We start from the raw sequence: 26,361 nt of genomic DNA on the forward strand, positions 1-26,361 counted from the left end.
CTAGTAGGCGAACGACAGCGGCTTGACGTCGTCTTCCTCGGCAGCGTCCGGGGCGGCCGGTTCGGCGTCGTGCTCCTGGGGTCCCTCGGTGATGTAGCGCTTGAGCAGCCAGAACCAGACGACCGCCAGGACGGCGTAGGTCAGCGTGAAGGTCGTCAGGGAGGTGACGACCATGCCCGGAGCATGGTCGGAGACACCGGCGGCGACGGTGAGATGGACGTCCTGGTCACCGGTCGGATTCGGCGCGACGAGCCAGGGTTGGCGGCCCATCTCGGTGAACACCCAGCCGGCGCTGTTGGCCAGAAACGGCGTCGGAATGGTGAGCAACGCGAACCAGGCGAACCAGCGTTGGTTCGGGATCCGGCCGCCGCGGGTCAGCCAGAGCGCCGCCAACGCGAACAGCACCGGGACCGCCAGCAAGCCGATCATCATGCGGAACGACCAGTAGGTGACGAACAGGTTCGGGCGGTAGTCGTTGGGACCGAACCGCTGCTGGTAGTTCTGCTGGATGTCGCGCACGCCCTGCAGCTTGACGCCCTCGATCTTGCCCTCAGCCAGGAACGGCAGCACGTAGGGCACCTCGATGACCCGGGTCAGCGCGTCGCAGTTGTTCTGCCTGCCGACGGTCAGGATGGAGAAGTCCGGGTCAGTCTGGGTGTCGCACAACGATTCCGCTGACGCCATCTTCATCGGCTGCTGCTGGAACATCAGCTTGCCCTGGAAGTCGCCGCTGAAGAACAGGCCCACGGTGGCGAGCAGCACGACCCAGCAACCCAGCACCGTCGCCGGGCGATACATCTCCCGGACACCCGGGTTGACCGGGCGGGTCTGCGACCGGACCAGCCACCACGCGCTCACGGCCGCCACGAAGGTTCCCGCCGTCAGAAACGCACCGGCCACCGTGTGGCCGAACGCGGTCAGCCCGGTGTTGTTGGTGAGCAGCGCGCCGATGTCGGTCAGCTCGGCGCGGTGGGTGCGCGGGTTGTAGTGCACACCCACCGGATGCTGCATGAAGGAGTTGGCGGTGATGATGAAGAACGCGGACACGTTGACCCCGATGGCCACGATCCAGATGCAGGCCAGGTGCACCAGCTTCGGCAACCGTTTCCAGCCGAAGATCCACAGCCCGATGAAGGTGGATTCGAAGAAGAAGGCGAACAGGCCCTCCATGGCCAGCGGCGCACCGAATACGTCGCCGACGAAGCGCGAGTACTCGCTCCAGTTCATGCCGAACTGGAATTCCTGCACGATGCCGGTGGCCACCCCGATCGCGAAGTTGATCAGGAACAGCTTGCCGAAGAACTTGGTCAGCCGGTACCAGGCGACATTGTCGGTGACTACCCACGCCGTCTGCATGACGGCGAGCAACGGCGCCAGCCCGATCGTGAGTGGCACGAATATGAAGTGGTAGACGGTGGTGATACCGAACTGCCACCGCGATATGTCGACGACATTCATCTGCGATCTCCCGAGGCTGCGGGGACAACCGAATAGCTACGACAGAGTGTAGTAGTCGGGGTCGGGTGGAGCTATTGTGCGAATCGTCACCCTGTGAGGGACTTCGAGGCCTTGCGGATGCCGAACGACGAGATGATCTCGAAGACGCCCAACACGATCAGCCAGATCCCGACCACGTAGGCCAGCGTGACGATCGAGGCGAACGGCGACGCCATCACCACGATCCCGGCCAGCAGGCTGATGATGCCGATGAAGATCGACCAGCCACGACCGGGCAAGTGGGGATCGCTGATCGCCGACACAGTGGTAGCGACACCGCGGAAGATGAACCCGACACCGACCCAGATGGCCAGTAGCAGCACCGCGTCGCCGAAGTGCCGGAACGCCAGCACCGCGAGGATCAGAGCGGCGGCGCCGCTGATGAACAGCAGGATCCGGCTGCCTGCCGAGACATGCAGGCTGAACGCGAAAATCACCTGGGCCACACCGGTGACCAGCAAATACGCACCGAAGACGATGGCGGCAAGAAGAACGCTCTTTTGCGGATAGGCCGCAACCAGGACGCCCAGGACGAGCGACAGAATGCCCGAGATCAGCGTGGACTTCCACAGATGCGGCAACAAACTCGGGGGAGACAGGGGTGCAGGGCTTGTTGCGGGACTTGTTTCCATAGGCACCAGTGTGGCGCATGTGGCGGTTCGGGTACAGAGGGGTCGAGGCCGTCAGACGTGCGCGGCGCGCGGGTCTTCGGCGCGCACATCCACCTGCTCATCGACCGTCTTGCGCGCGACCAGGTACCAGGTGCGCATCACGCCTTTGCCTTTGACGTCGATGTAGCCGCGTTCACGCAGCACGAAATCGTCCTTCAGGCGTTCGTAGACGGACTCGGGGACTTGGATCTGGCCGACCGAGTCGGTGGATTCCATCCGTGAGGCGACGTTGACGGCGTCGCCCCACACGTCGTAGAAGAACCGGCGGGAACCGACGACCCCGGCGACGACCGGGCCGGTGGCCAGCCCGATCCGCAGCGGGACTGCGCGGCCGTGCGGATCCTTCAGTGCGGCCGCAACGTCGGCCATGTCCAAGGCGAAGTCGGCCAGCGCGTGGACATGATCGGGGCGGGGGCGAGGAACGCCGCTGACCACCATGTAGGAATCGCCGCTGACCTTGATCTTCTCCAGCTCGTACTTGTCCACCAGGGCGTCGAACGCGCTGTAGAGGCGGTCCAGGAATCGCACGAGGTCGGCCGGCGCGGTGCTGCTCGCCCGCTCGGTGAAGCCGACGATGTCGGCGAAGAGGACCGAGGCCTCGTCGTACTTGTCGGCGATGACGCGGCGCTCGGGTTCCTTGAGCCGTTCGGCGATGCTGGCCGGCAACATGTTGGCCAGCAGTGCCTCGGATCGCTCGTACTGCTCCTCCATGGCGGATTCGGCGCGCACGGTGTCGCGCAAGGCGAACCACACCGTGACGACCACCATGACGCAGGCGGAGACGGTGGTGATCACGAAGCCCGTCGCCTGTGCCCATGGGGGTTGCAACCCGGTGTCACGCGGGATCGCGAACTCGGACAGGATCACCAATCCCGCGGCGATTGCGGCCAGGAAGCTGGCCAGCACGATGTGTTCGGAGCCGAGCAGCAGCACCACCAGGCAGGCACCGACGATGAAGAAGAGCTGCGCACCCGAGTCGGTGCCGACTTCCCAGCAGCTGGCAAGGACCGTCACGTAGGCCGCTCCGATGAACGCCAGCGGTGCCACCAGTTCGCCGAAGCGATGCAGCATCGGGATGAATCCGAAGACCATCGCCGCCGCGATGTTGACCCACATGACCTGCCACAGCCAGGAGCCGACAAATAGTTGGACCGCCACGAAGCTCGCGCTGACCACCACGGAGAGATAAGAAGCAATGTTCAGGATCCGAGCGCGGCGCGCGGCCTGGTCCGCATAGTGCTGCCGAATGTCGCGTGTCTGTGTGCGGACGGCGGCAACGCAGTCCGGTCGGCGTGCCGAACCGGTCTTGCCTGCTTTCCGGGCACCGCATTTCTTAGCGGTCACGGGTTAGAGCCTAACTGTTGACCTCGGTGAATGAGCGATCTTGGCGCGTGGGCATACCTGAGGTGCGCAACGTCGGCGTCGTGGTGCGTATTCCGCGGATGGTGCCCTCGGTGAGATTCGAACTCACACTGTACGGGTTTTGAATCCGTTTCCTCTGCCAGTTGGGATACGAGGGCTGGGCTCTGCTGCGATCCGGCTACCTACCTTAGAGGAACCCCCCGGATGAAGGATCACAGCCGTCACGACACAATATCCGTCATGACCGGCCCCACCACCGATGCCGCCGCCGCTTCCACGCGCCGGGTCCTGATCGCAGAAGACGAAGCCCTGATCCGCATGGACCTGGCAGAGATGCTGCGAGAGGAGGGGTACGACATCGTCGGGGAGGCCGGCGACGGTCAGGAGGCCGTCGAGTTGGCCGAAGAGCACAAACCCGACCTGGTGATCATGGATGTGAAGATGCCGCGTCGCGACGGGATCGACGCGGCTTCTGAGATCGCCAGTAAACGCATCGCGCCGATCGTGATACTGACCGCTTTCAGTCAGCGCGACCTGGTCGAACGCGCCCGCGATGCCGGCGCGATGGCGTACCTGGTGAAGCCGTTCACCGCCAGCGACCTGATCCCGGCGATCGAATTGGCGATGAGCCGGTTCAGCGAACTCACCGCGCTGGAACGAGAAGTGGCCACACTGTCGGACCGGTTGGAGACCCGCAAGCTGATCGAACGTGCCAAAGGGTTGCTGCAGGTCAAGCAGGGTATGACCGAGCCGGAAGCGTTCAAGTGGATTCAGCGCGCCGCGATGGACCGGCGGACATCGATGAAACGTGTCGCCGAAGTGGTGCTGGAAACCCTCGATACGCCCAAGGACGCCTGACCTGCTCCCGCGAGCGCGCTCAAGAGTACGCCGAAAGGCCGAAAAACTGGCATTTTGAGGCCGCTCGCGCCCAAAAGCCGACACAAGAGATCAGCGCGCGACGATCACCGACGACCCGTGCCCGAACAGCCCCTGGTTGGCAGTGACGCCGACCCGCGCACCTTCCACCTGCCGGCCGGTCGCCTGACCACGCAGCTGCCAGGTCAGCTCGCAGACCTGCGCGATCGCCTGCGCCGGAATCGCCTCACCGAAGCACGCCAGCCCGCCCGACGGATTGACCGGCACGCGACCACCCAAAGCGGTTGCGCCGGAACGCAACAGCCCCTCGGCCTCGCCCTTCGGGCACAACCCCAGGTGCTCGTACCAGTCGAGTTCGAGCGCAGTGGACAGGTCGTAGACCTCGGCCATGCTCACGTCTTCGGGTCCGATGCCGGCCTCGGCGTAGGCCGCGTCGAGGATCTGGTCCTTGAACACCCGCTCGGGTGCGGCCACCACCGCGGTGGAATCCGTTGCGATATCGGGAAGTTCGGGTAGATGCTGCGGGTACTGCGGCGTCACCGTGCTCACCGCACGCACCGACGGCACACCGTCCAACGAGCCGAGATGCTTGCGGGTGAACTCCGCGCTCGCCACGATCAGCGCGGCCGCGCCGTCGGAGGTGGCGCAGATGTCGAGTTGCCGCAGCGGGTCGCTGACCACCGGGCTGGCCAGCACGTCCTCCACCGAGGACTCCTTGCGGTAACGGGCATTCGGGTTCTGCAGACCGTGCTGAGAGTTCTTCACCTTGACCTGGGCGAAGTCCTCCGATGTCGCGCCGTAGAGGTCCATCCGGCGGCGCGCCAGCAGCGCGAAATACACCGGGTTCATCGCGCCGATCAGGTGGAAGCGCTGCCAGTCGGGATCGTTCTTGCGTTCCCCGCCGACCGGCGCGAAGGCTCCCTTCGGGGTGGTGTCGGCACCGATGACCAGCGCGACATCGCAGAACCCTGCCAGAATGTGGGCGCGGGCGCTCTGCAGCGCCTGCGAGCCACTGGCGCACGCGGCGTAGCTCGAGCTCACCGGCACGCCGTTCCAACCCAGTTTCTGCGCGAACGTCGACCCGGCAATGAAGCCCGGATAGCCGTTCCGGATCGTGTCGGCCCCGGCCACCAGCTGAATCTGTCGCCAGTCCAGTCCCGCTTCGGCCAGTGCCGCACGGGCGGCGACGACGCCGTATTCGGTGAAGTCGCGCCCCCACTTGCCCCACGGGTGCATGCCGGCGCCCAGGATGTAGAGCGGTTCCGGAGTCATGACCTTCGTCATTTGCGCCGCTCCTCGCCGCTGTCTCCGATCGCACTGCCCTGTCTATCGTCGCCGGCGCGCTTCCACGCGTGCACGGTCCGCTCGACGCCGTCGGCGTCGGTGAACAGCGTCATGACGGCCAGTTCCATCTCCATGCCGACCCTCAAGTCGGCGGCCAGGGTGCCTTCCACGACCTTGCCCAGCACGATCAGCCCCTCGTCGACCAGCTCGACCGCGGCGATCGCGAACGGCTCGAACGGTTCGGCGGCCGGGTAGGGCTTGGGCGGCGGGTACCGATTCTCCGTGTAGCTCCACAACTTCCCGCGCCGCGACAACGCGACGGACTCCAAGGTGTCGCTGTCGCAGGCCGGGTTCGGGCAGTTGTTCTCCCGCGGCGGGAAGACGTAAGTGCCGCACGCGGGGCACTTACTGCCGGTCAGATGCGGGGCGTCGGCATCGTCGGTGGCGAACCATCCGTCGATCGCCGGTTCTTGGCTAGTGACCTCGGGCACCCGGCAAGACTACCAAGCGCTTGTTTGGGAGCGCCAGGCGCGTCGGACCCGATGAATAGAGTGAAACCCGTGCCTGCGACCGAGGAACAACCCAAGCCCACCTTGATGCTGTTGGACGGCAACTCGTTGGCGTTCCGGGCCTTCTACGCGCTGCCGGCGGAGAACTTCAAGACCCGCGGCGGACTGACCACCAACGCCGTCTACGGCTTCACCGCCATGCTGATCAACCTGCTGCGCGACGAAGCGCCCACCCATATTGCGGCGGCGTTCGACGTGTCCCGGCAGACCTTCCGCTCGGAGCGCTACCCCGAATACAAGGCCAACCGGTCCTCGACGCCCGACGAGTTCCACGGTCAGATCGACATCACCAAGGAAGTGCTTGGCGCCCTTGGTATCACCGTGCTCGCCGAGGCCGGGTTCGAGGCCGACGACATCATCGCCACGCTGGCCATCCAAGCCGAACACGAGGGCTACCGGGTGCTGGTGGTCACCGGGGACCGGGACTCGTTGCAGCTGGTCAGCGACGACGTCACGGTCCTTTACCCGCGCAAAGGCGTCAGCGAACTGACCCGGTTCACCCCCGATGCCGTCGTCGAGAAATACGGCCTGACGCCCAAGCAATACCCGGACTTCGCCGCACTGCGGGGCGACCCCAGCGACAACCTGCCCGGCATCCCCGGCGTGGGGGAGAAGACCGCGTCGAAGTGGATCATCGAATACGGCTCGCTGCAGTCGCTGGTCGACAACGTCGAATCGGTGCGCGGCAAGGTCGGCGACGCACTGCGCGCGCACGTGGCCAACGTCGTGCTCAATCGGGACCTGACCGAACTGGTCAGGGACGTGCCGCTGGCGCAGACCCCGGATACGCTGCGGCTACAGCCCTGGGATCGCGACCAGATCCACCGGCTTTTCGACGACCTCGAGTTCCGCGTGCTGCGCGACCGGTTGTTCGACACGCTGGCCGCCGTCGAACCCGAGGTCGACGAGGGTTTCGACGTGCGCGGCGGAGCTTTGCAGCCGGGCACGGTCGCGCAGTGGCTGGCCGAGCACGCCAACGACGGCCGCCGGTCCGGCCTGGCGGTGGTGGGCACCCACCTGCCGCATGGCGGTGACGCGACCGCCCTGGCCGTCGCGGCCGCCGACGGGGACGGCGCCTACGTCGACACCGCCACCCTGACCGCCGAGGACGACGCCGCGCTGGCGACCTGGTTGGCCGATGCCGACCAGCCCAAGGCGCTGCACGAGGCGAAGCTCGCCATTCACGACTTGGTAGGTCGCGGCTGGACGCTGAACGGCGTCACTTCCGATACCGCGCTGGCCGCCTATCTGGTGCGGCCCGGGCAGCGCAGCTTCACCCTCGATGACCTCTCGCTGCGCTACCTGCGGCGTGAACTCCGTGCGGAAACCGCTGAGCAGCAACAGCTTTCGCTGCTGGATGACGACGACGGCGCGGACGGACAGGCCGCGCAGACGGCGATCCTGCGGGCCCGCGCCGTCGTCGACCTGGCCGACGCCCTGGACGCCGAGCTGGCCCGCATCGACTCCACCGCGCTGCTCGGTGAGATGGAGTTGCCGGTGCAGCAGGTGCTGGCCGGAATGGAGAACGTCGGCATCGCCGTCGACCTGGGCATGCTGACCGAACTGCAGAGCCAGTTCGGCGACCAGATCCGCGACGCCGCCGAACTCGCCTACGCCGTGATCGGCAAGCAGATCAACCTGGGCTCGCCCAAGCAGCTGCAGGTGGTGTTGTTCGACGAACTGGGCATGCCCAAGACCAAACGGACCAAGACCGGCTACACCACCGACGCGGACGCCCTGCAGTCCCTGTTCGACAAGACCGGGCACCCGTTCCTGCAGCATCTGCTGACCCATCGCGACGTCACCCGGCTCAAGGTCACCGTCGACGGGCTACTCAACTCGGTGGCCGGCGACGGCCGGATTCACACCACGTTCAATCAGACGATCGCCGCGACCGGACGGCTCTCGTCCACCGAACCGAACCTGCAGAACATCCCGATCCGCACCGACGCCGGCCGCCAGATCCGCGACGCCTTCATCGTCGGGTCGGGCTATGCCGAGCTGATGACCGCGGACTACAGCCAGATCGAGATGCGGATCATGGCGCATCTGTCGCGGGACGACGGGTTGATCGAAGCGTTCAACACCGGCGAAGACCTGCACTCGTTCGTCGCCTCCCGCGCGTTCGGCGTGCCCATCGACGAGGTGACTGGCGAGCTGCGGCGACGGGTCAAGGCGATGTCGTACGGGCTGGCCTACGGGTTGAGTGCCTACGGGTTGTCCACCCAACTCAAGATCTCCACCGAAGAGGCCAAAGAGCAGATGGACCAGTACTTCGCCCGGTTCGGCGGGGTGCGCGATTACCTGCTGGCCGTCGTCGACCAGGCCCGCAAGGACGGCTATACCTCCACTGTGCTGGGCCGCCGGCGGTATCTGCCCGAGCTGGACAGCAGTAACCGCCAGGTCCGCGAAGCCGCCGAACGTGCCGCGCTCAACGCGCCGATCCAGGGCAGCGCCGCCGACATCATCAAGGTGGCGATGATCGAGGTGGACAAGGCGATCAGGGAAGCCGGGCTGGCGTCACGGATGCTGCTGCAGGTGCACGACGAGTTGTTGCTCGAGATCGCGCCGGGGGAACGGGACCAGTTGGAGACGCTGGTGCGGGACAAGATGGGCGGGGCTTACCCGCTGGACGTGCCGCTCGAGGTGTCGGTCGGCTACGGCCGCAGCTGGGACGCGGCGGCGCACTAGGTTCGGCGCAGGTCGGACCCGGCCTCGCAAGTGCCGGCGACGTCATGCTGCTTCGCGATCAGACCCCGTTTGTCCAGGATGCACGCCGTCGAGTAGCCTCGACGGGTATCCGTTGTGCTCGATCGCGGGTCACACAAATAACTCAAGTCCCACGTCCCTACGATGAACCCTGTCCGGAGCAACCCAACAATATGCCGAGTCCCACCGTCACCTCGCCGCAAGTAGCCGTCAACGACATTGGCACCAGCGAGGATTTTCTTGCCGCAATAGACAAAACGATCAAGTACTTCAACGACGGCGACATCGTCGAAGGCACGATCGTCAAAGTGGACCGGGACGAGGTGCTCCTCGACATCGGCTACAAGACCGAAGGGGTCATCCCCGCCCGCGAACTCTCCATCAAGCACGACGTCGACCCCAACGAGGTCGTTTCCGTCGGCGATGAGGTCGAGGCCCTGGTTCTCACGAAAGAGGACAAAGAAGGCCGGCTCATCCTGTCCAAGAAGCGCGCCCAGTACGAGCGCGCCTGGGGCACCATCGAAGAGCTCAAGGAGAAGGACGAGGCCGTCAAGGGCACCGTCATCGAGGTGGTCAAGGGTGGCCTGATCCTCGACATCGGACTGCGTGGTTTCCTGCCCGCGTCCCTGGTCGAGATGCGCCGCGTCCGGGACCTGCAGCCCTACATCGGCAAAGAGATCGAAGCCAAGATCATCGAGCTGGACAAGAACCGCAACAACGTGGTGTTGTCCCGCCGCGCCTGGCTGGAGCAGACCCAGTCCGAGGTGCGCAGCGAATTCCTCAACCAGCTGCAGAAGGGCACCATCCGCAAGGGTGTGGTCTCCTCCATCGTCAACTTCGGCGCGTTCGTCGACCTCGGCGGTGTGGACGGTCTGGTGCACGTCTCCGAGCTGTCCTGGAAGCACATCGACCACCCGTCCGAGGTGGTCACGGTGGGCGACGAGGTCACCGTCGAGGTGCTCGACGTCGACATGGACCGCGAGCGGGTTTCGTTGTCGCTGAAGGCAACTCAGGAAGACCCGTGGCGCCACTTCGCCCGCACCCACGCCATCGGCCAGATCGTGCCCGGCAAGGTCACCAAGCTGGTGCCGTTCGGTGCGTTCGTGCGGGTCGAGGAGGGCATCGAGGGCCTGGTGCACATCTCCGAGCTGGCCGAGCGCCACGTGGAGGTGCCCGACCAGGTGGTCGCGGTCGGCGACGACGCGATGGTCAAGGTCATCGACATCGACCTGGAGCGTCGTCGAATCTCGTTGTCGCTCAAGCAGGCCAACGAGGACTACACCGAAGAGTTCGACCCCGCCAAGTACGGCATGGCCGACAGCTACGACGAGCAGGGCAACTACATCTTCCCCGAGGGCTTCGACTCCGAAACCAACGAATGGATCGAAGGTTTCGACGCCCAGCGCAACGAGTGGGAAGCGCGCTACGCCGAGGCCGAGCGCCGGCACAAGATGCACACCACCCAGATGGAGAAGTTCGCCGCTGCCGAAGCGGCCGACCACGGTGGCGGCGGTCAGTCGTCGTCCAGCAGCAGCTCCTCGGAGAAGTCCGCGGGCGGGTCGCTGGCCAGCGACGCGCAGTTGGCTGCGCTGCGCGAAAAGCTCGCCGGCAGCGCTTAACTCGCCGCCGGATGTTGCGCATCGGTCTGACCGGAGGGATCGGTGCCGGCAAGTCGGCGCTGTCCAAGACGTTCTCGGAGTGCGGTGGCATCATCGTCGACGGTGATGTCATCGCCCGGGAGGTAGTCGAGCCGGGCACCGAGGGATTGGCGTCACTGGTCGAAGCGTTCGGCGAGGACATCCTGCTTCCCGACGGTGCTCTGGATCGGCCGGCGTTGGCGGCCAAGGCTTTTGCCAACGAGGAGCAGCGTCAGAAGCTCAACGGCATCGTGCATCCGCTGGTGGGCAAGCGTCGTGCCGAGATCATCGCCGCGGTATCGCAGGACGCCGTTGTGGTGGAGGACATCCCACTGCTGGTGGAATCCGGGATGGCGCCGTTGTTTCCGCTGGTGATCATCGTGCATGCCGACGAAGAGGTGCGGATGCGTCGGTTGGTCGAGCTACGCGGCATGAGCGAGGACGACGCACGCGCACGGATCGCCGCCCAAGCCGACGACGCGCAGCGCCGTGAGGTCGCCGACATCTGGCTGGACAACTCGGGCAGTCCGGATGAGCTGGTCGAGCGGGCGCGGGATGTGTGGCACAACCGGATAGTCCCGTTCGCGCACAATCTGACTCGCCGTGAGCACGCCCGCGCGCAGGCGCGACTGGCACCGGCCGACCCGTCCTGGCCGGACCAGGCCCGGCGCGTCGTCAACCGGTTGCAGACCACCTGCGGGCACCGGGCTCTGCGAGTCGACCACATCGGCTCTACTGCGGTGCCCGGCCTGGATGCCAAGGACGTCATCGACATTCAGATCACCGTCGAATCGTTCGACGTGGCAGACGAACTCGTCGAACCGCTGCTGGCGGCGGGCTATCCGCGTCTTGAGCACATCACCCAGGACACCACCAGGTCCGACGCGCGCAGCACCGTGCCGGGCTTCGACCATTCCGATGATCCAGCGTTGTGGCACAAGCGGATTCACGCCTCAGCCGACCCCGGCCGGCCGACCAACGTGCACATCCGGGTCAACGGGCGGCCCAACCAGCAGTTCGCGCTGCTGTTCGTCGACTGGCTGAAAGCCAATGACGATGTGCGCGAAGAGTATTCAGCGGCCAAGCGCGCAGCCGAGGACGAGGGCGGCGGCGACATCGTCCGGTATACGACCGTCAAGGAACCGTGGTTCCGCGACGCCTACCGGCGGGCCTGGCAGTGGGCCGACAGCACCGGCTGGAAGCCCTAGTTCCATGCCATTCGTCACGGACATCCTCGGGCCGCGGCGGCCGGTTGGTGAGCGGGCGGCACCCTTGGTGGCCGGTCGGCGCCGGCGTACCAGCACCATCGACACCCATCCGGACGAGACGCGAGGATCGTTGGTCGACCTGCGGGCTCGCGATGCGGGCGGCGACAAGGTGCTGGATGAGATCCGGATGAACGCGCGCCTGATCGACCAGGTGATCGACGAGATCTCGTCGACGCCGCGAGATGGTCGCCTCGAAGCGCTGCGGGGACGTCGGGTCGGGCGCGGTTTCCGTTCGGTGGTCACCGAACTGCTCCCCGAGGACGTGCACGAGGCCAGCCTGCTTCATCTGCTGCTCGACGACTGGGTCGGTGCTGCCCTGGTGTCGGGATACGCCATCCAACACGCGGCGATCGTCTTGGGCATCGAGCAGAAGATGCCGCCTGGTGTCGCCGACCGGATGGCCGGGATCTGCGCGGGTTTCGCGCCGCAGGCATCGTTGATCGGCTACGCCCGGCAACACGATGTCATCCCGACCGGACGCGGACCGGTGGCGCCGGTGCTGGAGGGACTGCACGATGTCGAACCGCTGCGAGCGCGGGGGATGCGCCGGTTCCGTCGCCTCGACACCTGGCCGCTGAACGGCGGCCACGCGGGGTTCGACGCCCACTTCCGGGACTCGCACATGGACGACGACGTCGTCGAGACGATCGTGCACGAGTACACGGTCGCCGGCACCGTCGACACCACAACGCGGACCATCGCGTCGGTGCGTGCCGAGGTGCGGGTGTTGCCCTGGCAGGAGTGCCCCGGCGCCATCGGCAGCGCGGCGCGCATCCAGGGCATGGCGCTCGAGGAGTTACGTGACCGCGTCCGTGTGGAATTCGTCGGCACCAGCACCTGCACACATCTGAACGACACTCTGCGGGCGATCGCGGACCTGGACGCCTTGTTGCCGGTTACGGGCCGCCGCGCCAGTGCTCGATCCGGTGATGATCCGGAGTGAAGCCGTGGTCCACGCCCCATAGCACCGCCTGGGTACGGCTGCCGACGCCGATCTTGCGATAGATCGTCCGGATGTAGGACTTGACCGTGTTGGGACTGAGATAGGTCAGCCGGGCGACGTCGGCGTTGCTCTTGCCCTGCGTGATCAGGGCCAGGATCTCAGCCTCGCGGTCGCTGAGTCCCTCGCCGCGGCCCGGCCAATCGAGCCCGGGTGCGCTGCGCGCTCGGGCCGGGACATCGCTGACGACCACTTCGCCGGAGTGGACGGCCTCCAACGCGGCGACCAGCTCCCGGGCGGGCAGCGTCTTGGACAGGTAGCCGTGGGCTCCCTTGTGTCGGGCGCTCTCGACCAGGTCGGGGTGAAAGTTCCACGTGTAGACCACAACTCGGCTTGCGCGCTTGTTGGCGACCAACACCTCGATCTCGTCGTGGTCGGATTCGGGCTGGGCGAATGAGTCGTACAAGACGATGTCGACCGCGTCCTTCACCGGCATGGTGGAGTCGAGTTCGGCGATGACGACGCGGTCGCGGTAGGGGTCGAGCATGTTGGCGACGCCTTTGACGACGACGTCGTAGTCGTCAACCAGCGCAATGATGATCGGCGGTGGCATACCGCGCAAGATTACCTCCCTAGGGGTGTATTGCTACCCCCCTTAAGGGTGTTGGACTCATCAGCATCGGGACCTCAACCGTTCAACCGGCCATCGCCCGAAGGAGGGCTCATCGTGATCATTCTTGGCATCGTCCTGCTGGTCGTTGGATTCGTCTTCAAGATTTCCATCGTCTGGACACTCGGCATCATCCTGCTCGTCATCGGTGCGATCCTGGCCGTTCTCGGTTCGATGGGACGCGCCGTCGGCGGCCGCAGGCACTACTACTGACATCCGCCGGGCCCGGAGACGTTTGCTCCGGGTCCGCGGCGGTTATTCGACATGAGTACGAGAGGAGCAGAAAATGGCTCTCTGGCAATGGATTTTGATTGCGGTCCTCGTCGTTCTGGTGGTCGCCGCGGTCATTGTTTTAGCGAGTCTGGCGAGCAGCCGCAGGAAAACCGAGCGGCTCAAGCAGCACTATGGCAACGAGTACGAACGTCTGGTGTCCGAGACCGGCGACTCGAAGGCGGCTGAGCACGAACTCACCGCACGGGAACAGAATCGCAAGAAACTCGACATCGTTCCGCTGACGCCGTCGGCACTGTCGGACTTCAGTAACCGCTGGCACCAGGTGCAGACCGGGTTCGTCGACAACCCGGCGACCGCGGTCGGCGTCGCCGACCGGCTGGTGACCGACGTGATGCGCGAACGGGGTTATCCCGTAGACGATTTCGACCAGCGGGCAGCTGACATCTCCGTCGACCACCCGCAGATCGTCGAAAACTACCGCGCCGCTCACAACATCCACCTGGCCCAGCAGCGCGGTGATGTCGACACCGAGCAGCAGCGCGAAGCGTTCGTGCACTACCGCGCACTGTTCGAGAAGTTGCTCGAAACCACAGATGCCTAAGGAGGCAAGCGCATGACTACGCACGAGCAGCAAGCACGGGTCCCCGACGCCTACGGCGAGACCCAAAATCCCACGGCGACAGCGCCTGTGGCTGAACAGCCACCGGCGACGAACCCCCCGGTCGCCGGGGACGAGCAGATGGAGACACTGGCCGAGCCGCCTGCCGAGGCCCCGGTTCGTCACGAATCGGCAACGGAGGAAACGTTGTTCGCCGAGGACGACCTCACCGAACTGCGCGGGCGCTGGGCCGCGGTGCAGGCGGCATTCGTCGACGACCCCAAGGACTGCGTCCAAAAGGCCGACGTCCTGGTCTCCGACCTGGTCGATCAGCTGACATCCAGCTTCGCCCAAGCCCGTTCGCGACTGGAAGAGCAGTGGGCGCGCGGACAGGAAGCCTCCACCGAGGACCTGCGGCTGGCGCTGATGCACTACCGCGAGTTCTTCGAGCGGCTGCTGGCAGTCTGAAAAAACGTGTCGTCGGCTATCTCCGCCGCCAGGTGAGTTCCATACCGGCGGCGGAGAGCCAGCGTGTCAGGTCGTAGTCGTTGGCGGCCAGGCCCTCGATGGCGGATGTCGCGCGGCGCACCGCCAACTCCGCCGCCTCGGCAGTCAGCAAGTTCTGCCGCACCGCGTCCAGCAACTCGTCGACGTCGGCCAACTCAACCCCACGCCCGGTCCGGACCTCGATATCCAGGTAGTGGTCTTCGGATCGCCAGACCGTCCGTCCCGGCGTGTACTCACCCACATCCAGGTAGTAGTCGTGATCGCGCTCGTGTCCGGGATTGAAATGAAACACGCTGGCGCGCAACCCCAATGACGGCAACAGCCACGATTCGAGGTAGCGGAACTGCTCCCGGCCCGGGGTGGGTCGCGCCAGATACAGCCCCCAGGGCAGCACCGTGTACTCGTCGACCGCCCGCACGATGCCTTTTGGGTCGATGTTGATGCGGGCGGCCAGGTCGAACGTCTCGTGCTTGGGCGGATGGATGGGGACCCCCTACCGGTGCTCTGAGGCGGGAGCCTCGAGGTAGCGGGTGAGCAAGGCGACGATTTCGTCTTCGGCCGTTTGGAAATCGACGGGTTCGGCTGCCGTGATCAGGCGGTGCACCAGGGAATCGATGGTGGCGACGACGATCTGGGCGTGCAGTCCGCTCTGGGGATGGGAATGCTGATCGAGAACCCAACTGATCGTCTCGACACTGAGCCGTTCCAGTTCGTGCAACCGATCCAGGAATGCCGGTGCCCGCGGTGCCTCTTCGAACAGCACGCGGTGCAGCCGCGGATCGTCACGGTGGTTGTCGATGGCCGCGCGGACGAACAGCCGCAGGGTGTCGTCCAGTCGCGGCGGCAGGCCGGCCGACAGCCGCTCGTTGAATAGGCGCATCCCGGCGTCGACGTGTGCGTCCATCAAGGCGCGCAAGATGGCGTCCTTGTTCGGAAAGTACTGGTACACCGAACCGATCGACACCCCGGCGCGCTCGGCGATGCGGTTGGTGGTCCCTGCGCAGTACCCGTGCTCGGCGAAAATGTGAGCCGCCGCGTCCAGGACCCGTTGCCGGGTCGCGGTGGCGCGGTCCTGTTTGGGCTGCTTGCGCTGCCGGAAGCGATCAGTCGGGGCGATCTGGCATCTCCTGGTCAAAGCGAGTAGTCATTCGGCGCGTTCACCAGCACAATCAGGACCAGCGATGAGGAGCCGATGATGCGCACTGTCCATATCGAAACATTGTTGCCCACCAATGCCGACCGGGTGTGGTCGGCGATGCTGTCCCCGGCCACGTTCTTGTACGTCTGCCGCGGTCTCTTCGGCTTTCCCGCGCTGGCCGGACGCAGCGAACCCCTGCGGGAAGGGGAGCGCGGCACCGGATGGTTGGTCGCATTTCATCTCTTCCCGGCCTATCGGCACACCATCGACGTCGTCGAGGTGGACAAGGCCACCCGCACCATCCGCACCCGGGAACACGGTGGGCTGCTCAAGGCCTGGAACCACACGCTGCACACCGAGCCGATCGACGAACACTCGTGCCGGTACAGCGACACCGTCGACATCGACGCCGGCATCGCCACCGCCGTCGTGGCCAAAGTCGCGACCGGGATCTACCGCTACCGGCAGCGGCGTTGGCGCAAGCTCGTGCGCCGACACATGACCACCGAGCCGGACGCGGCTACCGCCTGAGCCGAATCTTCCACCGCACGAAGCACGCGTAGAACACCGACAACCCGGCCAACATGCCCATGTCCACCAGCCAGATCCGCGAAGTGTGCTGCCAGAACCGGTCCTGCGGAAGCAGCGAGCCCGGCACCAGCGACCTGACGTCGACCGTCGACGCCGCCGCGGCATAACCCCAGCGCGCCGGCACCGCCGTGGAAACCTGTTGCAGCACAATCCGATTCGTCACCGGCACCATCCCACCGCAAAGCACCAGCTGCGCCATGATCGACACCACGAACAGCGGCATGATCTGCTCGGTGGAACGCACCAGTGCCGAGATCGCCAAGCCCAGGAGGGCCGACGCGACGCAGGTACCGGCGACCGCCAGGAACAACTCGACGGTCGCCGCCGAGTTGCCGTGACCCAGCACCAGGCCGCCACGCGTCGGTCCGCCCTTCCCGAGGATCACGATGGTCGTGGCGATCGCGGCCTGCAGCACGGCGAACGCACAGAACACCGCGGTCTTGGCCAACAGATAGGCGGTCGTCGACAGTCCCACCGCCTGTTCACGCTGGAAGATCGCCCGCTCGCCGACCAGGTCGCGGATCGTCAACGCGGTGCCCATGAAGGCCGCGGCCAGCAGCAGCAGGTTGAGGATCTGCGCGGACTCGTCGGGTGTCCCACCGTGCTCACCGACCACGCGGAACCCGTTGGAGCCCGGGACAGTCAGCGACAACGCGCCCAAAGCAAACGGGAGCAGCGCCAGGAACACGAAATAGGCGCGGTCGGCAAAGACCAGCCGGATCTGGCGCCGCGCGACGGTCGAGATCTGACGCCGCACACTGGTCTGCGCCGGTTTGCCCAGGTCGGCCGGCACGGCTTCGGTTCCGGACCGGTCCTGGGGTTGGTTCTGGGCCAGGAACCGCCGATTCGCTTCGGTGGGGTCGGCGCCCACCTGGCTGAAGATCTTGGCCCAGTTGGTGGTGCCCATCGCCCCGCCGATCTGGTCGGGCGGCCCGCAATAGGCCGTCTTTCCGCCGGGCGCCACCAGCAGCAGCTGGTCACAGATATCCAGATAGGACAGCATGTGCGTCACGACGATCACCACCCGGCCCGCGTCGGCCAGCTGCCGCAGCATCGTCATGACCTGGTGATCCAACGCGGGATCCAGACCCGACGTGGGCTCGTCCAGGATCAACAGGGAGGGGCCGGTCAGCAGTTCGAGTGCCACCGAGGCCCGCTTGCGCTGGCCCCCGGACAGCTTGTCCACCCGGGTGTCAGCGTGCTTGGTCAGGTCGAGTTCGTCCAGTACCTGGGCGACGATCCGGGCGCGGTCGGATTTGCTGGTGTCCGGCGGTAGCCGCAGCTCCGCCGCGTAGCCCAACGCCTGATGCACGGTGAGCTGGCGGTGCACGACGTCGTCCTGCGGCACCATGCCGATCCGGCTGCGCAACGACGCGTATTCGGCGTGAATGTCGTGTCCCTCGAAGCTGACCGAACCCTTGCTGGGCCGGACGTAGCCGGCGATCAGCCTGGCCAACGTGCTCTTGCCGGCACCCGACCCGCCGATCACCGCGGTCAACGTGCCCGGCCGCGCGGTGAGCGAGATGGCGTCGAGCAGTTGTTTGCCGCCGTCGACGGTGTAGTCCACGCCGCGCACCTCGAGTCCGCCGGTGCGAGACTCGGTTTCGCTGCGCGGCACCAGGGTGTCCTCGTGCCACACCAGGTCGACGTTGCCGATCGTGACGACGTCTCCCTCGGACAGGATCGCCGAGCCGACCCGGGTGCCGTTGACGAACGTGCCGTTGATGCTGCGATCCTCGATCTCGGCGCCCAACGGGGTCGGCCGCAGCGTCGCGTGCCTGCGGGAGGCCAGGACGTCGGAGACGACGATGTCGTTGTCGCTGGCGCGGCCGATTGTCTTGACAGGGGCTGGTTTCGAGGCCGGTCTCGGGGTCGCAATCGAGCGTGGCGCGAGGACCCTGACCATCCTGGTCGCCAGGTTCGACATATCCGCTGACCTGGCGTCGATCACGGTGAGTTCGGCCGGCGGCGGTGGTGGCGCGATGTCGACGCTGGTGGCCTCCTCTTGAGGCCACGGCGGCAGCGGACGCCCGTTTGACCGAGGGTGTGCCGGTCGCGGCGGGATGGTCGACCAGGCCAGGGTCGGGGGACCGCTGTCGTGGCTTGCCCTGGAGTTGCTGAACGCGCTGCGCGGACGCGGGGAAAGGCCTGCCTGCCGACCGATCTCGAAGGTGAGTCGTGGTCCGGCGGGATTGCCGACATTGACGCTCTGGCCGTCATGCAGGTCCACTACCGGCATCCGATAGCCATTGACATAGGTGCCGTTGAGCGAGCCGTTGTCGATGGCCAGCCAACGGCCGCGGTCGAAACGCACGATCAGGTGCGCGCGGGAGATCCGTGGGTCCGGGATGCGCAGGTCGGCCTGCAGATCACGACCCACGACAACCTCGTAGCCTGCGGCGAAGGAACATTGGGAACCGTCATGCCGAATGGTCAACGCCGGCGGTGCTGGTCGATTCACGACCACCAGTATCGGTGCCGTTGGATGTTGCTGGTTGTGACTCAGCTGTGACGTTGCTATGTCTCGCACGGAGCCATACATAGCTGTTTCACAGCTTGCAACCGCCCCTGCGCCAACACCTTTCGTGCATCATGCCTTGGAGGGGAGGCGACGACGGATGGACCATCGATCAGGCGCGGCCCGGCGTTTCGACGCCGGGCGGCGCGTCTTGACGACGCCTATCGGGCGCCTCCGGCAACGCATCACGCCGGTGCCGCCGCCGGCCGAGCGTTCTGAACTGACCCGGGGTGCGTCCTTCGCCGGTTACACGATCCTGCGCCAGTTGGGCGTCGGCGGAATGGCCGAGGTCTATCTCGCGTTGCATCCGCGGCTACCGCGCCGCGACGTGATCAAAGTCCTCGCCCAGACCATCACCTCGAACAGCGAGTTCCGCGAAAGATTCGACAGGGAAGCCGATCTCGCAGCGACACTGTGGCATCCCCACATCGTCGGAGTGCACGACCGAGGCGAGTTCGACGGCCAGCTCTGGATATCGATGGACTACGTGGAGGGCACCGACGCCGCCCGCCTGGTCAAAGAGTCACACCCGCAGGGGATGCCGACGAGCGACGTCTGCGCCATCCTGGCTGCGGTCGCCGGAGCACTCGATTACGCCCATGATCGGGGACTGCTGCACCGTGACGTCAAGCCCGCCAACATCCTGCTCACCCACCCCGACGGGGATGAACGCCGGATTCTGTTGGCGGACTTCGGTGTTGCCCGCCATCTGGCCGATATCAGTGGGATCACCCAGACCAACGCCGCGGTGGGAACGGTAGCCTACGCGGCTCCCGAGCAGCTGGCGGGTGCCAACATCGACCGCCGTGCAGACCAATATGCGTTGGCCGCCACGGCATTTCACCTACTCACCGGTGCGCCGCCGTTCCGGCACGCCAACCCGGTCGCGGTCATCAGCCAACACCTGCACGACGATCCGCCCCGGGTCAGTGACTACCGGCCGGAGCTGGCATGCCTGGACGACATCTTCGCGCAGGCACTGGCCAAGAAACCGGAGGCTCGTTTCGACCGGTGCCGGAACTTTGCCGACGCCGTTTCGGCGGCGGTGCAAGACGGGTCGGTTGAGGGCAAATATGTTGTGGGGCAGACGAAGTCGACCCGACGAGTATCGCCGCGGATCCGGATGGCGGCGGCAGTCGTGGGTGCGGTGCTGATCGCGGTCGCGGCGACCTGGTCGACCCTCTACAGTTTCCAGCCGGAAAACGCCCAGCCCACCCCGGCGCTGGCGGCGCGGCCTGCCGCTGCGCCATCCGTCGCTGCTGCGCCGGCAGTCCCGGTCGCGGCGACCCCGGCGAAGGTTCTCGACGGCACCTACCGTTTGGATTTCGACCGCACCAAGCGCACGACGAACGGCACATCCATCCGGCACGACAGCGTCAGCACCGTCTGGTGGGCGTTCCACAGTGTGTGCACCACCAACGGATGCGCGGCCACCGGCGTGGCACTCGATGAGGCCACCCACCAGGTGGCCGACACCGCCGACGGCGGCCAGAGCGACACATTGCGGTTCGTCGCCGGGTATTGGCAGGGTTCGCCGGAACAGCAGCGGGTCGGCTGCCGCCAGGCCAACGGGCCGGCGAAGGCGGCGCAGCAGGAAACGGTGGCGTTGTCCCTGGCACCGCAGCCTGACGGAACCCTGCGCGGTGTGCAGACCGAAACCGTCCGCAGCGGTGAGTGCGGTGCGCAGGGCGCGGTGCTCCGGGTGCCGGTGGTCGCGACCCGGGTCGGCGACGTGCCGGCCGGGGTGACGCTGACCGATCCCGCGCAGGCGATCCGCGCTGCGGCCGCCCCCGGCACCCGTCCGTCGCCACCGGTCCTGGGTGGGATGTGCTCGGACGTCGACAAGCTCGGCTATGACCAGACCAGCAACGAACAGGTGGTGTGCGAAGGCAACACCTGGGGTAGAGCGCCGATCACCGCCGGCGTGCACGCCGCCGGCACGTCCTGCGACAAGCCGGACATCCCGGTGTTCGCGATGTCGGCCTCCAACGACGGGTACCTGATCGAATGCGATCCGGTGAGCCGGATGTGGAGCCGGCACAAGTAGCACCCTGTTCGCCCCGGCCGGGCGCGAGCGCGCGGGACCAGCGGGAACAAAGCTTGTCGGTGCCTGGTTTTACCCTGGTGCTATGGCTTTCGCCACCGAATACCCAGTAGTCGCCCACTCGGAATACCGCGCCGTCGACGAGATCGTCCGCACCGGCGCCCGCTTCGACGTGGTCAGCCCCCACCAACCCGCCGGCGACCAGCCGGCCGCCATCGACGAGCTCGAGCGGCGTATCAAAGCCGGCGAGCATGACGTGGTGCTGCTCGGCGCGACCGGCACCGGCAAGTCGGCCACCACCGCCTGGCTGATCGAACGTCTGCAACGCCCCACCCTGGTGATGGCGCCCAACAAGACGCTGGCCGCACAGCTGGCCAACGAGCTGCGGGAGATGTTGCCGCACAACGCCGTCGAGTATTTCGTCTCCTACTACGACTACTACCAACCCGAGGCGTACATCGCGCAGACCGACACCTACATCGAGAAGGACAGCTCGATCAACGACGACGTGGAGCGGCTACGGCACTCCGCGACGTCGTCGCTGTTGTCCCGGCGGGACGTGGTGGTGGTGGCCTCGGTGTCCTGCATCTACGGTCTGGGCACACCGCAGTCTTACCTGGACCGGTCCGTCGAACTGCAGGTGGGCAACGAGGTACCCCGGGACGGATTGCTGCGGCTGCTGGTGGACGTGCAGTACACCCGCAACGACCTGTCCTTCACCCGGGGCTCCTTCCGGGTGCGCGGCGACACCGTGGAGATCATTCCGTCCTACGAAGAGCTGGCGGTCCGCATCGAGTTCTTCGGCGACGAGATCGAGGCGCTGTACTACCTGCATCCGCTGACCGGCGAGGTGATCCGGCAGGTCAACTCCCTGCGGATCTTCCCGGCTACCCACTACGTCGCGGGCCCGGAACGCATGGCGCAGGCGATCTCCACCATCGAGCAGGAGCTGGCCGACCGGTTGTCCGAGCTGGAGGGTCAGGGCAAGCTGCTGGAGGCGCAGCGGCTGCGGATGCGCACCAACTACGACATCGAGATGATGCGGCAGGTCGGGTTCTGTTCGGGCATCGAGAACTACTCGCGTCACATAGACGGGAGGCCGGCCGGATCGGCTCCGGCGACGTTGCTGGACTACTTCCCGGAAGATTTCCTGCTGGTCATCGATGAGTCGCACGTCACCGTGCCGCAGATCGGCGGAATGTACGAGGGCGACATGTCACGCAAGCGCAACCTCGTCGAATACGGCTTCCGGCTGCCGTCGGCGGTCGACAACCGACCGCTGACCTGGGAGGAGTTCGCCGACCGCATCGGTCAGACGGTGTACCTGTCGGCCACCCCCGGGCCGTACGAGCTGAGCCAGACCGGCGGGGAGTTCGTCGAGCAGGTGATCCGCCCGACCGGCCTGGTGGACCCGAAGGTCGTGGTCAAGCCGACCAAGGGGCAGATCGACGACCTGATCGGCGAGATCCGCAAACGCACCGACGCCGACGAGCGGGTGCTGGTGACGACGCTGACCAAGAAGATGGCCGAAGACCTCACCGATTACCTGCTGGAGATGGGCATCAGGGTCCGTTACCTGCACTCGGAGGTCGACACGCTGCGCCGCGTGGAGTTGCTGCGGCAGTTACGGCTGGGCGAGTACGACGTACTGGTGGGCATCAACCTGCTGCGGGAGGGATTGGACCTCCCGGAGGTGTCGCTGGTGGCCATCCTCGACGCCGACAAAGAGGGCTTCCTGCGGTCCACCCGCAGCCTCATCCAGACCATCGGCCGCGCCGCCCGCAACGTGTCCGGTGAAGTGCACATGTACGCCGACAAGATCACCGACTCGATGAAAGAAGCCATCGACGAGACCGAGCGGCGCCGGGCCAAGCAGGTGGCCTACAACGAGGCCCACGGGATCGACCCGCAGCCGCTGCGCAAGAAGATCGCCGACATCCTCGACCAGGTGTACCGGGAAGCTGACGACACCGACGTCGGGATCGGCGGCTCCGGCCGCAACGCGTCCCGCGGTCGACGGGCGCCGGGGGAGCCCGGCCGTGCGGTCAGTGCCGGTGTGATCGAGGGTCGCGACACCGCGAACATGCCACGCGCCGAGCTGGCCGACCTGATCAAGGACCTCACCGCGCAGATGATGGCGGCCGCACGTGACCTGCAGTTCGAGTTGGCGGCCCGGTTCCGCGACGAGATCGCCGACCTCAAGAAGGAATTGCGGGGGATGGACGCCGCCGGTCTGAAGTGACCTCGACGACGGGCCGGACCGGCAGTTGGCGGGAGCTGCTCACCCGGCACCTGGGCACGTCGACGGTGCTGGCCGGCGGCGTGGGGCTGTACGCCACCAACGAGTTCCTGACCGTCAGCCTGCTGCCCAGCGCCATCACCGAGATCGGCGGTGCTCGCCTGTACGCGTGGGTGGTCACGCTTTACCTGGTCGGCTCGGTGATCTCGGCGACCACCGTCAACACCGTGCTGCTGCGCTTCGGCGCGCGGACCTCATTTCTGGCGGGGCTCGGGGTGTTCGGTGTCGCCAGTGTGGTGTGTGCGGCGGCGCCGAACATGCAGATCCTCATCGCCGGACGCGCCCTGCAGGGGGTGGCCGGTGGTCTGCTGGCGGGTCTGGGTTACGCGCTGATCAACTCCACCCTGCCCAAATCGCTGTGGACACGCGCCTCGGCACTGGTGTCGGCGATGTGGGGCGTCGCGACCGTGATCGGCCCGGCGGCCGGGGGACTGTTCGCGCAGTTCGGGTTGTGGCGGTGGGCGTTCGGCGCCATGGCGATCCTGCCGGCATTGCTGGCGATCCTGGTGCCCGTCGCGCTGCCCGCCTCGGACCCGCGCGACGAGACGGCCCAGGATGCCCGAGTCCGGGTGCCGATCTGGTCGCTGGTGCTGATGGGTGCCGCCGCGCTGGCCATCAGCGTCGCGCAGCTTCCGCGTCACATCGCCGCCACCGCCGGTCTGCTGGTAGCGGCGGTGTTGCTGGTCGGCGTGTTCGTCGCGGTGGACCGGCGCAGCGGCGGCGTCTTGCCGCCCAGCGTTTTCGGAGCCGGGCCGCTGCGCTGGATCTACCTGACCATGGCCGTGCAGATGATGGCGGTGCTGGTCGATACCTACGTGCCGTTGTTCGGTCAACGGTTGGGACATCTGTCTCCCGTCGTCGCCGGGTTCCTGGGTGCCGCGCTCGCTGTCGGCTGGACGGTCAGCGAGATCGTCAGCGCGTCGGTGCAGCAGCCGCGCCGGGTCGGATACGTCGTCGCGGTCGCACCGCTGGTGATGGCGGCGGGTCTGGCCCTGGCGGCGGTCACTCAGCGCGCCGACGCCCCGACCGGTGTGGTGGTGGTCTGGGCGCTGGCCTTGCTGATCGCAGGTACCGGCATCGGGATGGCCTGGCCGCACCTGTCCGTGCGCGCGATGGAGTCCGTCGACGATCCGTCCGAGGGACGGGCGGCTGCCGCGGCGATCAACACCGTGCAGGTGATCTCCGCGGCCATGGGCGCCGGTATCGCCGGCGTCGTGGTCAACAACGCCCCCGGCGGCGAACTTGCCGCGGCCCGCTGGCTCTACGCGGTGTTCACCGTGCTGGCCGCCGCCGGGTTCATCGCGTCGATGAAGGCCAGCCGGCGCGACCGGTCAGCGAGTTGACTTGACTACCTGCGAATAGTGGAATTGCCACCGCTCGACGATGTGGAAGCCCAGATAGCCGGGGAACTGGTAGACCGGGGCGCGCCCGAACGCTTTACCCGGCGAAAGTGACTGTCCCGCTTCATGATCCGGGAACGAACTGTCGCGGTTGGTGATCGTCCACAAGGTGGTGCATTTGTTGATCTTGGCGGTCGTCAGCCACACGGCGACGTGGCCGTCCCACAACGCACCGACCTTGGGTCCATAGAACCCCCGCTCGACGTCGATCAGGGACCGGAAAGCTGCCGGGCGAGTGGCCAGCAGCGCCCGGATCGGACCGGGCCGCCAGGGCACCGTGTTGTCCACCAGCAGGCAGTCGCCCGGCGCGGCGTGCGCGCTGATGACGTCCGCCACCTGGCTGTAGTCCCACCCCTCCTTGGCGTACGGGCCGCGCTGTTTGAAGTAGTAGTTCGGGAATGCGGCGACAGCGAATGCCACGACGAGACCGACGATGAGCCATCGCTTGCGGGCGACCGTGAGGATGCAGACCGCCAGCAGGATGGCCGCGGCGGGTGTGGTGTAGATGAGGTAGCGCGGATAGTAGATCGCCTCGATGGTCGCCGAGTAGATCAGTACCGCGGCCGTCGGAATGGCCACCCACGCGACGCAGGCGAGCACCAGCTGCCGGGTGCCGGCAGGCCCGTAGCCGTTGCGCAGGTGAACGGCGATCGCTACCAGGATGGTGACACCCGACAGGACGGCGAACGGGACGCTGTAGTCGAAGTACTGCCGGTGTACTACGTCGAGGAAGAGATTTCGGGTCAGCCCGGCGATCCAGCCGACCTGAAATATCTGGCCGTGCGCGAACATCGCGAACGGCGTCATCGCGCCGAGTGCGACCAGCGAGCTGATGGCCAGCCAGATGGCTGGAGAACGGCGAGATCCCTTCGGCAGCAACAGCGGAAGCAGCGCGGCGTAGACCGTGATCAACAGACCCAGATTGATGCTGATCAGGATGGACAGCATGAACGTCAGCGCGTAGGCGATCCACCGGCCGGGGCTGTTCCGGCGTAGCGCGGTGACCAGCAGCACCGTCAGCCAGACCGCGGCGGTCACCGACAGCGCCGAGGAGCGGGCCTCGATGCCCGCCCAGGTCACCCGGGGCAGGATGGCGAAGATCACGCCCGCGCACAGCGCCAGGGTCCGGCCTGACCCCACCGCAGCCGGAGGTGCCAACTGCTTGGTGAAGACCACCACCCCGGCGGCGGCGGCTCCCACGGCCAGCGCGCTGGGGACGCGGGACCAGAATTCGGTCGGCGGGAAGATCGCAAACCAGCCGTGCATGAGCAGGTAGTACAGCCCGTGGACGGCGTCGATATGGCCCAGCAACTTCCACAACTCGGGCAGGGTGCGGCTGGCAGACGCCGAGATCGTCGCACCCTCGTCGAACCACAGTGACGGTCGCGCGGCCCAAGCGCCGCTGACGAGCGTCGCCAGCGCGGCGATCGCCCACGGGTCGACAAAGCGGCCCCGCGAATGTGCGGACGGCGCCGGATCTGCGCCGTCTGCCAGGGGATTCTCCACGATCGTCACAGACATGTCGGTGTTCAACTTTAGGTGCCGCGCC

General features: G+C 66.4%; 22 protein-coding genes, 1 tRNA gene and 2 pseudogenes. 12 read left to right on the plus strand and 13 right to left on the minus strand.

From position 1 onward, the window contains the following. From AC5Y47_RS12000 to AC5Y47_RS12015, 4 genes are all read right to left on the minus strand, one after another. Complete coding sequence (locus AC5Y47_RS12000) at positions 1-1,458, minus strand: cytochrome ubiquinol oxidase subunit I (protein ID WP_499944203.1); 1,458 nt, start codon at positions 1,456-1,458, stop codon at positions 1-3. A gap of 86 nt (positions 1,459-1,544) precedes the next feature. Continuing rightward, positions 1,545-2,129, minus strand: coding sequence for an HdeD family acid-resistance protein (locus tag AC5Y47_RS12005; RefSeq protein WP_499944204.1), 585 nt, complete (start codon positions 2,127-2,129; stop codon positions 1,545-1,547). Positions 2,130-2,180: 51 nt separating this feature from the next. Further along, positions 2,181-3,512 carry an adenylate/guanylate cyclase domain-containing protein gene (locus AC5Y47_RS12010; protein ID WP_499944205.1) on the minus strand — a complete coding sequence of 444 codons (1,332 nt, stop codon included), beginning with the start codon at positions 3,510-3,512 and terminating at the stop codon, positions 2,181-2,183. Between the two features lie 99 nt (positions 3,513-3,611). Continuing rightward, positions 3,612-3,688 (minus strand) — tRNA-Leu (locus AC5Y47_RS12015). Positions 3,689-3,770: 82 nt separating this feature from the next. Between AC5Y47_RS12015 and AC5Y47_RS12020 the strand changes: the two genes are divergently transcribed. Then, positions 3,771-4,388 (plus strand): ANTAR domain-containing response regulator, encoded by a 618-nt coding sequence (locus AC5Y47_RS12020; protein ID WP_499944206.1) that lies wholly within the window; start codon positions 3,771-3,773, stop codon positions 4,386-4,388. A 90-nt stretch (positions 4,389-4,478) separates the two neighbouring features. Here the strand turns inward: AC5Y47_RS12020 and AC5Y47_RS12025 are convergent, their stop codons facing one another. Continuing rightward, entirely contained in the window at positions 4,479-5,690 is a 1,212-nt protein-coding gene (locus AC5Y47_RS12025; protein WP_499944207.1) for a lipid-transfer protein, read from the minus strand. After that, positions 5,687-6,181, minus strand: coding sequence for a Zn-ribbon domain-containing OB-fold protein (locus AC5Y47_RS12030; protein WP_499944208.1), 495 nt, complete (start codon positions 6,179-6,181; stop codon positions 5,687-5,689). Before AC5Y47_RS12030 ends, AC5Y47_RS12025 begins: the two co-directional genes overlap by 4 nt. 51 nt (positions 6,182-6,232) lie before the next feature. Here AC5Y47_RS12030 and polA point away from each other — a divergent pair, with 51 nt between their 5' ends. The 4 genes from polA to AC5Y47_RS12050 all read left to right on the plus strand — a co-directional run bounded on the left by polA (position 6,233) and on the right by AC5Y47_RS12050 (position 12,816). After that, the gene (gene polA / locus AC5Y47_RS12035) at positions 6,233-8,950 is read left to right on the plus strand and encodes a DNA polymerase I (RefSeq protein WP_499944209.1); all 2,718 of its coding nucleotides are present in this window, start codon (positions 6,233-6,235) and stop codon (positions 8,948-8,950) included. 191 nt (positions 8,951-9,141) lie between these two features. Next, a complete protein-coding gene (rpsA, locus tag AC5Y47_RS12040) occupies positions 9,142-10,587 on the plus strand; it encodes a 30S ribosomal protein S1 (RefSeq protein ID WP_499944210.1) in 1,446 nt (481 codons plus the stop codon). 11 nt (positions 10,588-10,598) lie between these two features. Next, a complete protein-coding gene (gene coaE / locus AC5Y47_RS12045) occupies positions 10,599-11,813 on the plus strand; it encodes a dephospho-CoA kinase (RefSeq protein ID WP_499944211.1) in 1,215 nt (404 codons plus the stop codon). A gap of 4 nt (positions 11,814-11,817) precedes the next feature. Further along, entirely contained in the window at positions 11,818-12,816 is a 999-nt protein-coding gene (locus AC5Y47_RS12050; protein WP_499944212.1) for a DUF2889 domain-containing protein, read from the plus strand. On the opposite strand, the gene AC5Y47_RS12055 is transcribed toward AC5Y47_RS12050, so the two are convergent. Next, the gene (locus tag AC5Y47_RS12055) at positions 12,770-13,426 is read right to left on the minus strand and encodes a LuxR C-terminal-related transcriptional regulator (RefSeq protein WP_499944214.1); all 657 of its coding nucleotides are present in this window, start codon (positions 13,424-13,426) and stop codon (positions 12,770-12,772) included. The genes AC5Y47_RS12050 and AC5Y47_RS12055 overlap by 47 nt on opposite strands. 114 nt (positions 13,427-13,540) lie before the next feature. Here AC5Y47_RS12055 and AC5Y47_RS12060 point away from each other — a divergent pair, with 114 nt between their 5' ends. The 3 genes from AC5Y47_RS12060 (at position 13,541) to AC5Y47_RS12070 (ending at position 14,783) form a co-directional block, all read left to right on the plus strand. Continuing rightward, complete coding sequence (locus AC5Y47_RS12060) at positions 13,541-13,696, plus strand: DUF6131 family protein (protein ID WP_499944215.1); 156 nt, start codon at positions 13,541-13,543, stop codon at positions 13,694-13,696. A gap of 73 nt (positions 13,697-13,769) precedes the next feature. Further along, on the plus strand, positions 13,770-14,318 hold the full coding sequence (locus AC5Y47_RS12065; RefSeq protein ID WP_499944216.1) for a hypothetical protein: 549 nt from the start codon (positions 13,770-13,772) through the stop codon (positions 14,316-14,318). 12 nt (positions 14,319-14,330) lie between these two features. Further along, positions 14,331-14,783 (plus strand): hypothetical protein, encoded by a 453-nt coding sequence (locus AC5Y47_RS12070; protein WP_499944217.1) that lies wholly within the window; start codon positions 14,331-14,333, stop codon positions 14,781-14,783. Positions 14,784-14,799: 16 nt separating this feature from the next. Here AC5Y47_RS12070 and AC5Y47_RS12075 read toward each other — a convergent pair whose 3' ends face one another. Then, entirely contained in the window at positions 14,800-15,240 is a 441-nt protein-coding gene (locus AC5Y47_RS12075; RefSeq protein ID WP_499944218.1) for a ribonuclease FAU-1 family protein, read from the minus strand. 75 nt (positions 15,241-15,315) lie between these two features. Then, positions 15,316-15,957 carry a TetR/AcrR family transcriptional regulator gene (locus AC5Y47_RS12080; protein WP_499944219.1) on the minus strand — a complete coding sequence of 214 codons (642 nt, stop codon included), beginning with the start codon at positions 15,955-15,957 and terminating at the stop codon, positions 15,316-15,318. Between the two features lie 60 nt (positions 15,958-16,017). On the opposite strand from AC5Y47_RS12080, the gene AC5Y47_RS12085 reads away from it, so the two are divergent. Beyond that, positions 16,018-16,491, plus strand: coding sequence for an Rv1443c family protein (locus AC5Y47_RS12085; protein WP_499944220.1), 474 nt, complete (start codon positions 16,018-16,020; stop codon positions 16,489-16,491). Here AC5Y47_RS12085 and AC5Y47_RS12090 read toward each other — a convergent pair. The 3 genes and pseudogenes from AC5Y47_RS12090 to AC5Y47_RS12100 all read right to left on the minus strand — a co-directional run. After that, positions 16,481-17,554 (minus strand): ABC transporter permease, encoded by a 1,074-nt coding sequence (locus tag AC5Y47_RS12090; protein ID WP_499944254.1) that lies wholly within the window; start codon positions 17,552-17,554, stop codon positions 16,481-16,483. The two genes, AC5Y47_RS12085 and AC5Y47_RS12090, sit on opposite strands and share 11 nt — an antisense overlap. A gap of 12 nt (positions 17,555-17,566) precedes the next feature. Next, positions 17,567-18,064 (minus strand): annotated as a pseudogene (locus tag AC5Y47_RS12095) (ABC transporter ATP-binding protein); the annotation flags it as partial. Positions 18,065-18,199: 135 nt separating this feature from the next. Continuing rightward, positions 18,200-19,093: pseudogene (locus AC5Y47_RS12100) on the minus strand (FHA domain-containing protein); the annotation flags it as partial. Positions 19,094-19,169: 76 nt separating this feature from the next. Here AC5Y47_RS12100 and AC5Y47_RS12105 point away from each other — a divergent pair. The 3 genes from AC5Y47_RS12105 (at position 19,170) to AC5Y47_RS12115 (ending at position 24,755) form a co-directional block, all read left to right on the plus strand. Next, the gene (locus tag AC5Y47_RS12105) at positions 19,170-21,116 is read left to right on the plus strand and encodes a serine/threonine-protein kinase (RefSeq protein ID WP_499944221.1); all 1,947 of its coding nucleotides are present in this window, start codon (positions 19,170-19,172) and stop codon (positions 21,114-21,116) included. 82 nt (positions 21,117-21,198) lie between these two features. Further along, a complete protein-coding gene (gene uvrB, locus AC5Y47_RS12110; protein WP_499944222.1) occupies positions 21,199-23,355 on the plus strand; it encodes an excinuclease ABC subunit UvrB in 2,157 nt (718 codons plus the stop codon). Further along, complete coding sequence (locus tag AC5Y47_RS12115; protein ID WP_499944223.1) at positions 23,352-24,755, plus strand: MFS transporter; 1,404 nt, start codon at positions 23,352-23,354, stop codon at positions 24,753-24,755. The genes uvrB and AC5Y47_RS12115 overlap by 4 nt, the downstream gene beginning before the upstream one ends. Here AC5Y47_RS12115 and AC5Y47_RS12120 read toward each other — a convergent pair. Then, a complete protein-coding gene (locus tag AC5Y47_RS12120; RefSeq protein WP_499944224.1) occupies positions 24,744-26,333 on the minus strand; it encodes a mannosyltransferase in 1,590 nt (529 codons plus the stop codon). The genes AC5Y47_RS12115 and AC5Y47_RS12120 overlap by 12 nt on opposite strands. Between the last annotated feature and the right edge of the window lie 28 nt (positions 26,334-26,361).

Source organism: Mycobacterium sp. NGS22 (assembly GCF_059813095.1).

Bases quoted from the DNA above. Each gene is read 5' to 3' on its own strand.
- uvrB (WP_499944222.1), top strand. From the start codon at position 21,199: ATGGCTTTCGCCACCGAATACCCAGTAGTCGCCCACTCGGAATACCGC.
- AC5Y47_RS12085 (WP_499944220.1), top strand. From the start codon at position 16,018: ATGCGCACTGTCCATATCGAAACATTGTTGCCCACCAATGCCGACCGG.
- AC5Y47_RS12005 (WP_499944204.1), bottom strand. From the start codon at position 2,129: ATGGAAACAAGTCCCGCAACAAGCCCTGCACCCCTGTCTCCCCCGAGT.
- AC5Y47_RS12070 (WP_499944217.1), top strand. From the start codon at position 14,331: ATGACTACGCACGAGCAGCAAGCACGGGTCCCCGACGCCTACGGCGAG.
- AC5Y47_RS12050 (WP_499944212.1), top strand. From the start codon at position 11,818: ATGCCATTCGTCACGGACATCCTCGGGCCGCGGCGGCCGGTTGGTGAG.
- AC5Y47_RS12120 (WP_499944224.1), bottom strand. From the start codon at position 26,333: ATGTCTGTGACGATCGTGGAGAATCCCCTGGCAGACGGCGCAGATCCG.
- AC5Y47_RS12055 (WP_499944214.1), bottom strand. From the start codon at position 13,426: ATGCCACCGCCGATCATCATTGCGCTGGTTGACGACTACGACGTCGTC.
- AC5Y47_RS12020 (WP_499944206.1), top strand. From the start codon at position 3,771: ATGACCGGCCCCACCACCGATGCCGCCGCCGCTTCCACGCGCCGGGTC.
- AC5Y47_RS12000 (WP_499944203.1), bottom strand. From the start codon at position 1,458: ATGAATGTCGTCGACATATCGCGGTGGCAGTTCGGTATCACCACCGTC.
- AC5Y47_RS12090 (WP_499944254.1), bottom strand. From the start codon at position 17,554: ATGCTGTCCTATCTGGATATCTGTGACCAGCTGCTGCTGGTGGCGCCC.
- rpsA (WP_499944210.1), top strand. From the start codon at position 9,142: ATGCCGAGTCCCACCGTCACCTCGCCGCAAGTAGCCGTCAACGACATT.
- polA (WP_499944209.1), top strand. From the start codon at position 6,233: ATGAATAGAGTGAAACCCGTGCCTGCGACCGAGGAACAACCCAAGCCC.
- AC5Y47_RS12025 (WP_499944207.1), bottom strand. From the start codon at position 5,690: ATGACGAAGGTCATGACTCCGGAACCGCTCTACATCCTGGGCGCCGGC.
- coaE (WP_499944211.1), top strand. From the start codon at position 10,599: ATGTTGCGCATCGGTCTGACCGGAGGGATCGGTGCCGGCAAGTCGGCG.
- AC5Y47_RS12065 (WP_499944216.1), top strand. From the start codon at position 13,770: ATGGCTCTCTGGCAATGGATTTTGATTGCGGTCCTCGTCGTTCTGGTG.
- AC5Y47_RS12105 (WP_499944221.1), top strand. From the start codon at position 19,170: ATGGACCATCGATCAGGCGCGGCCCGGCGTTTCGACGCCGGGCGGCGC.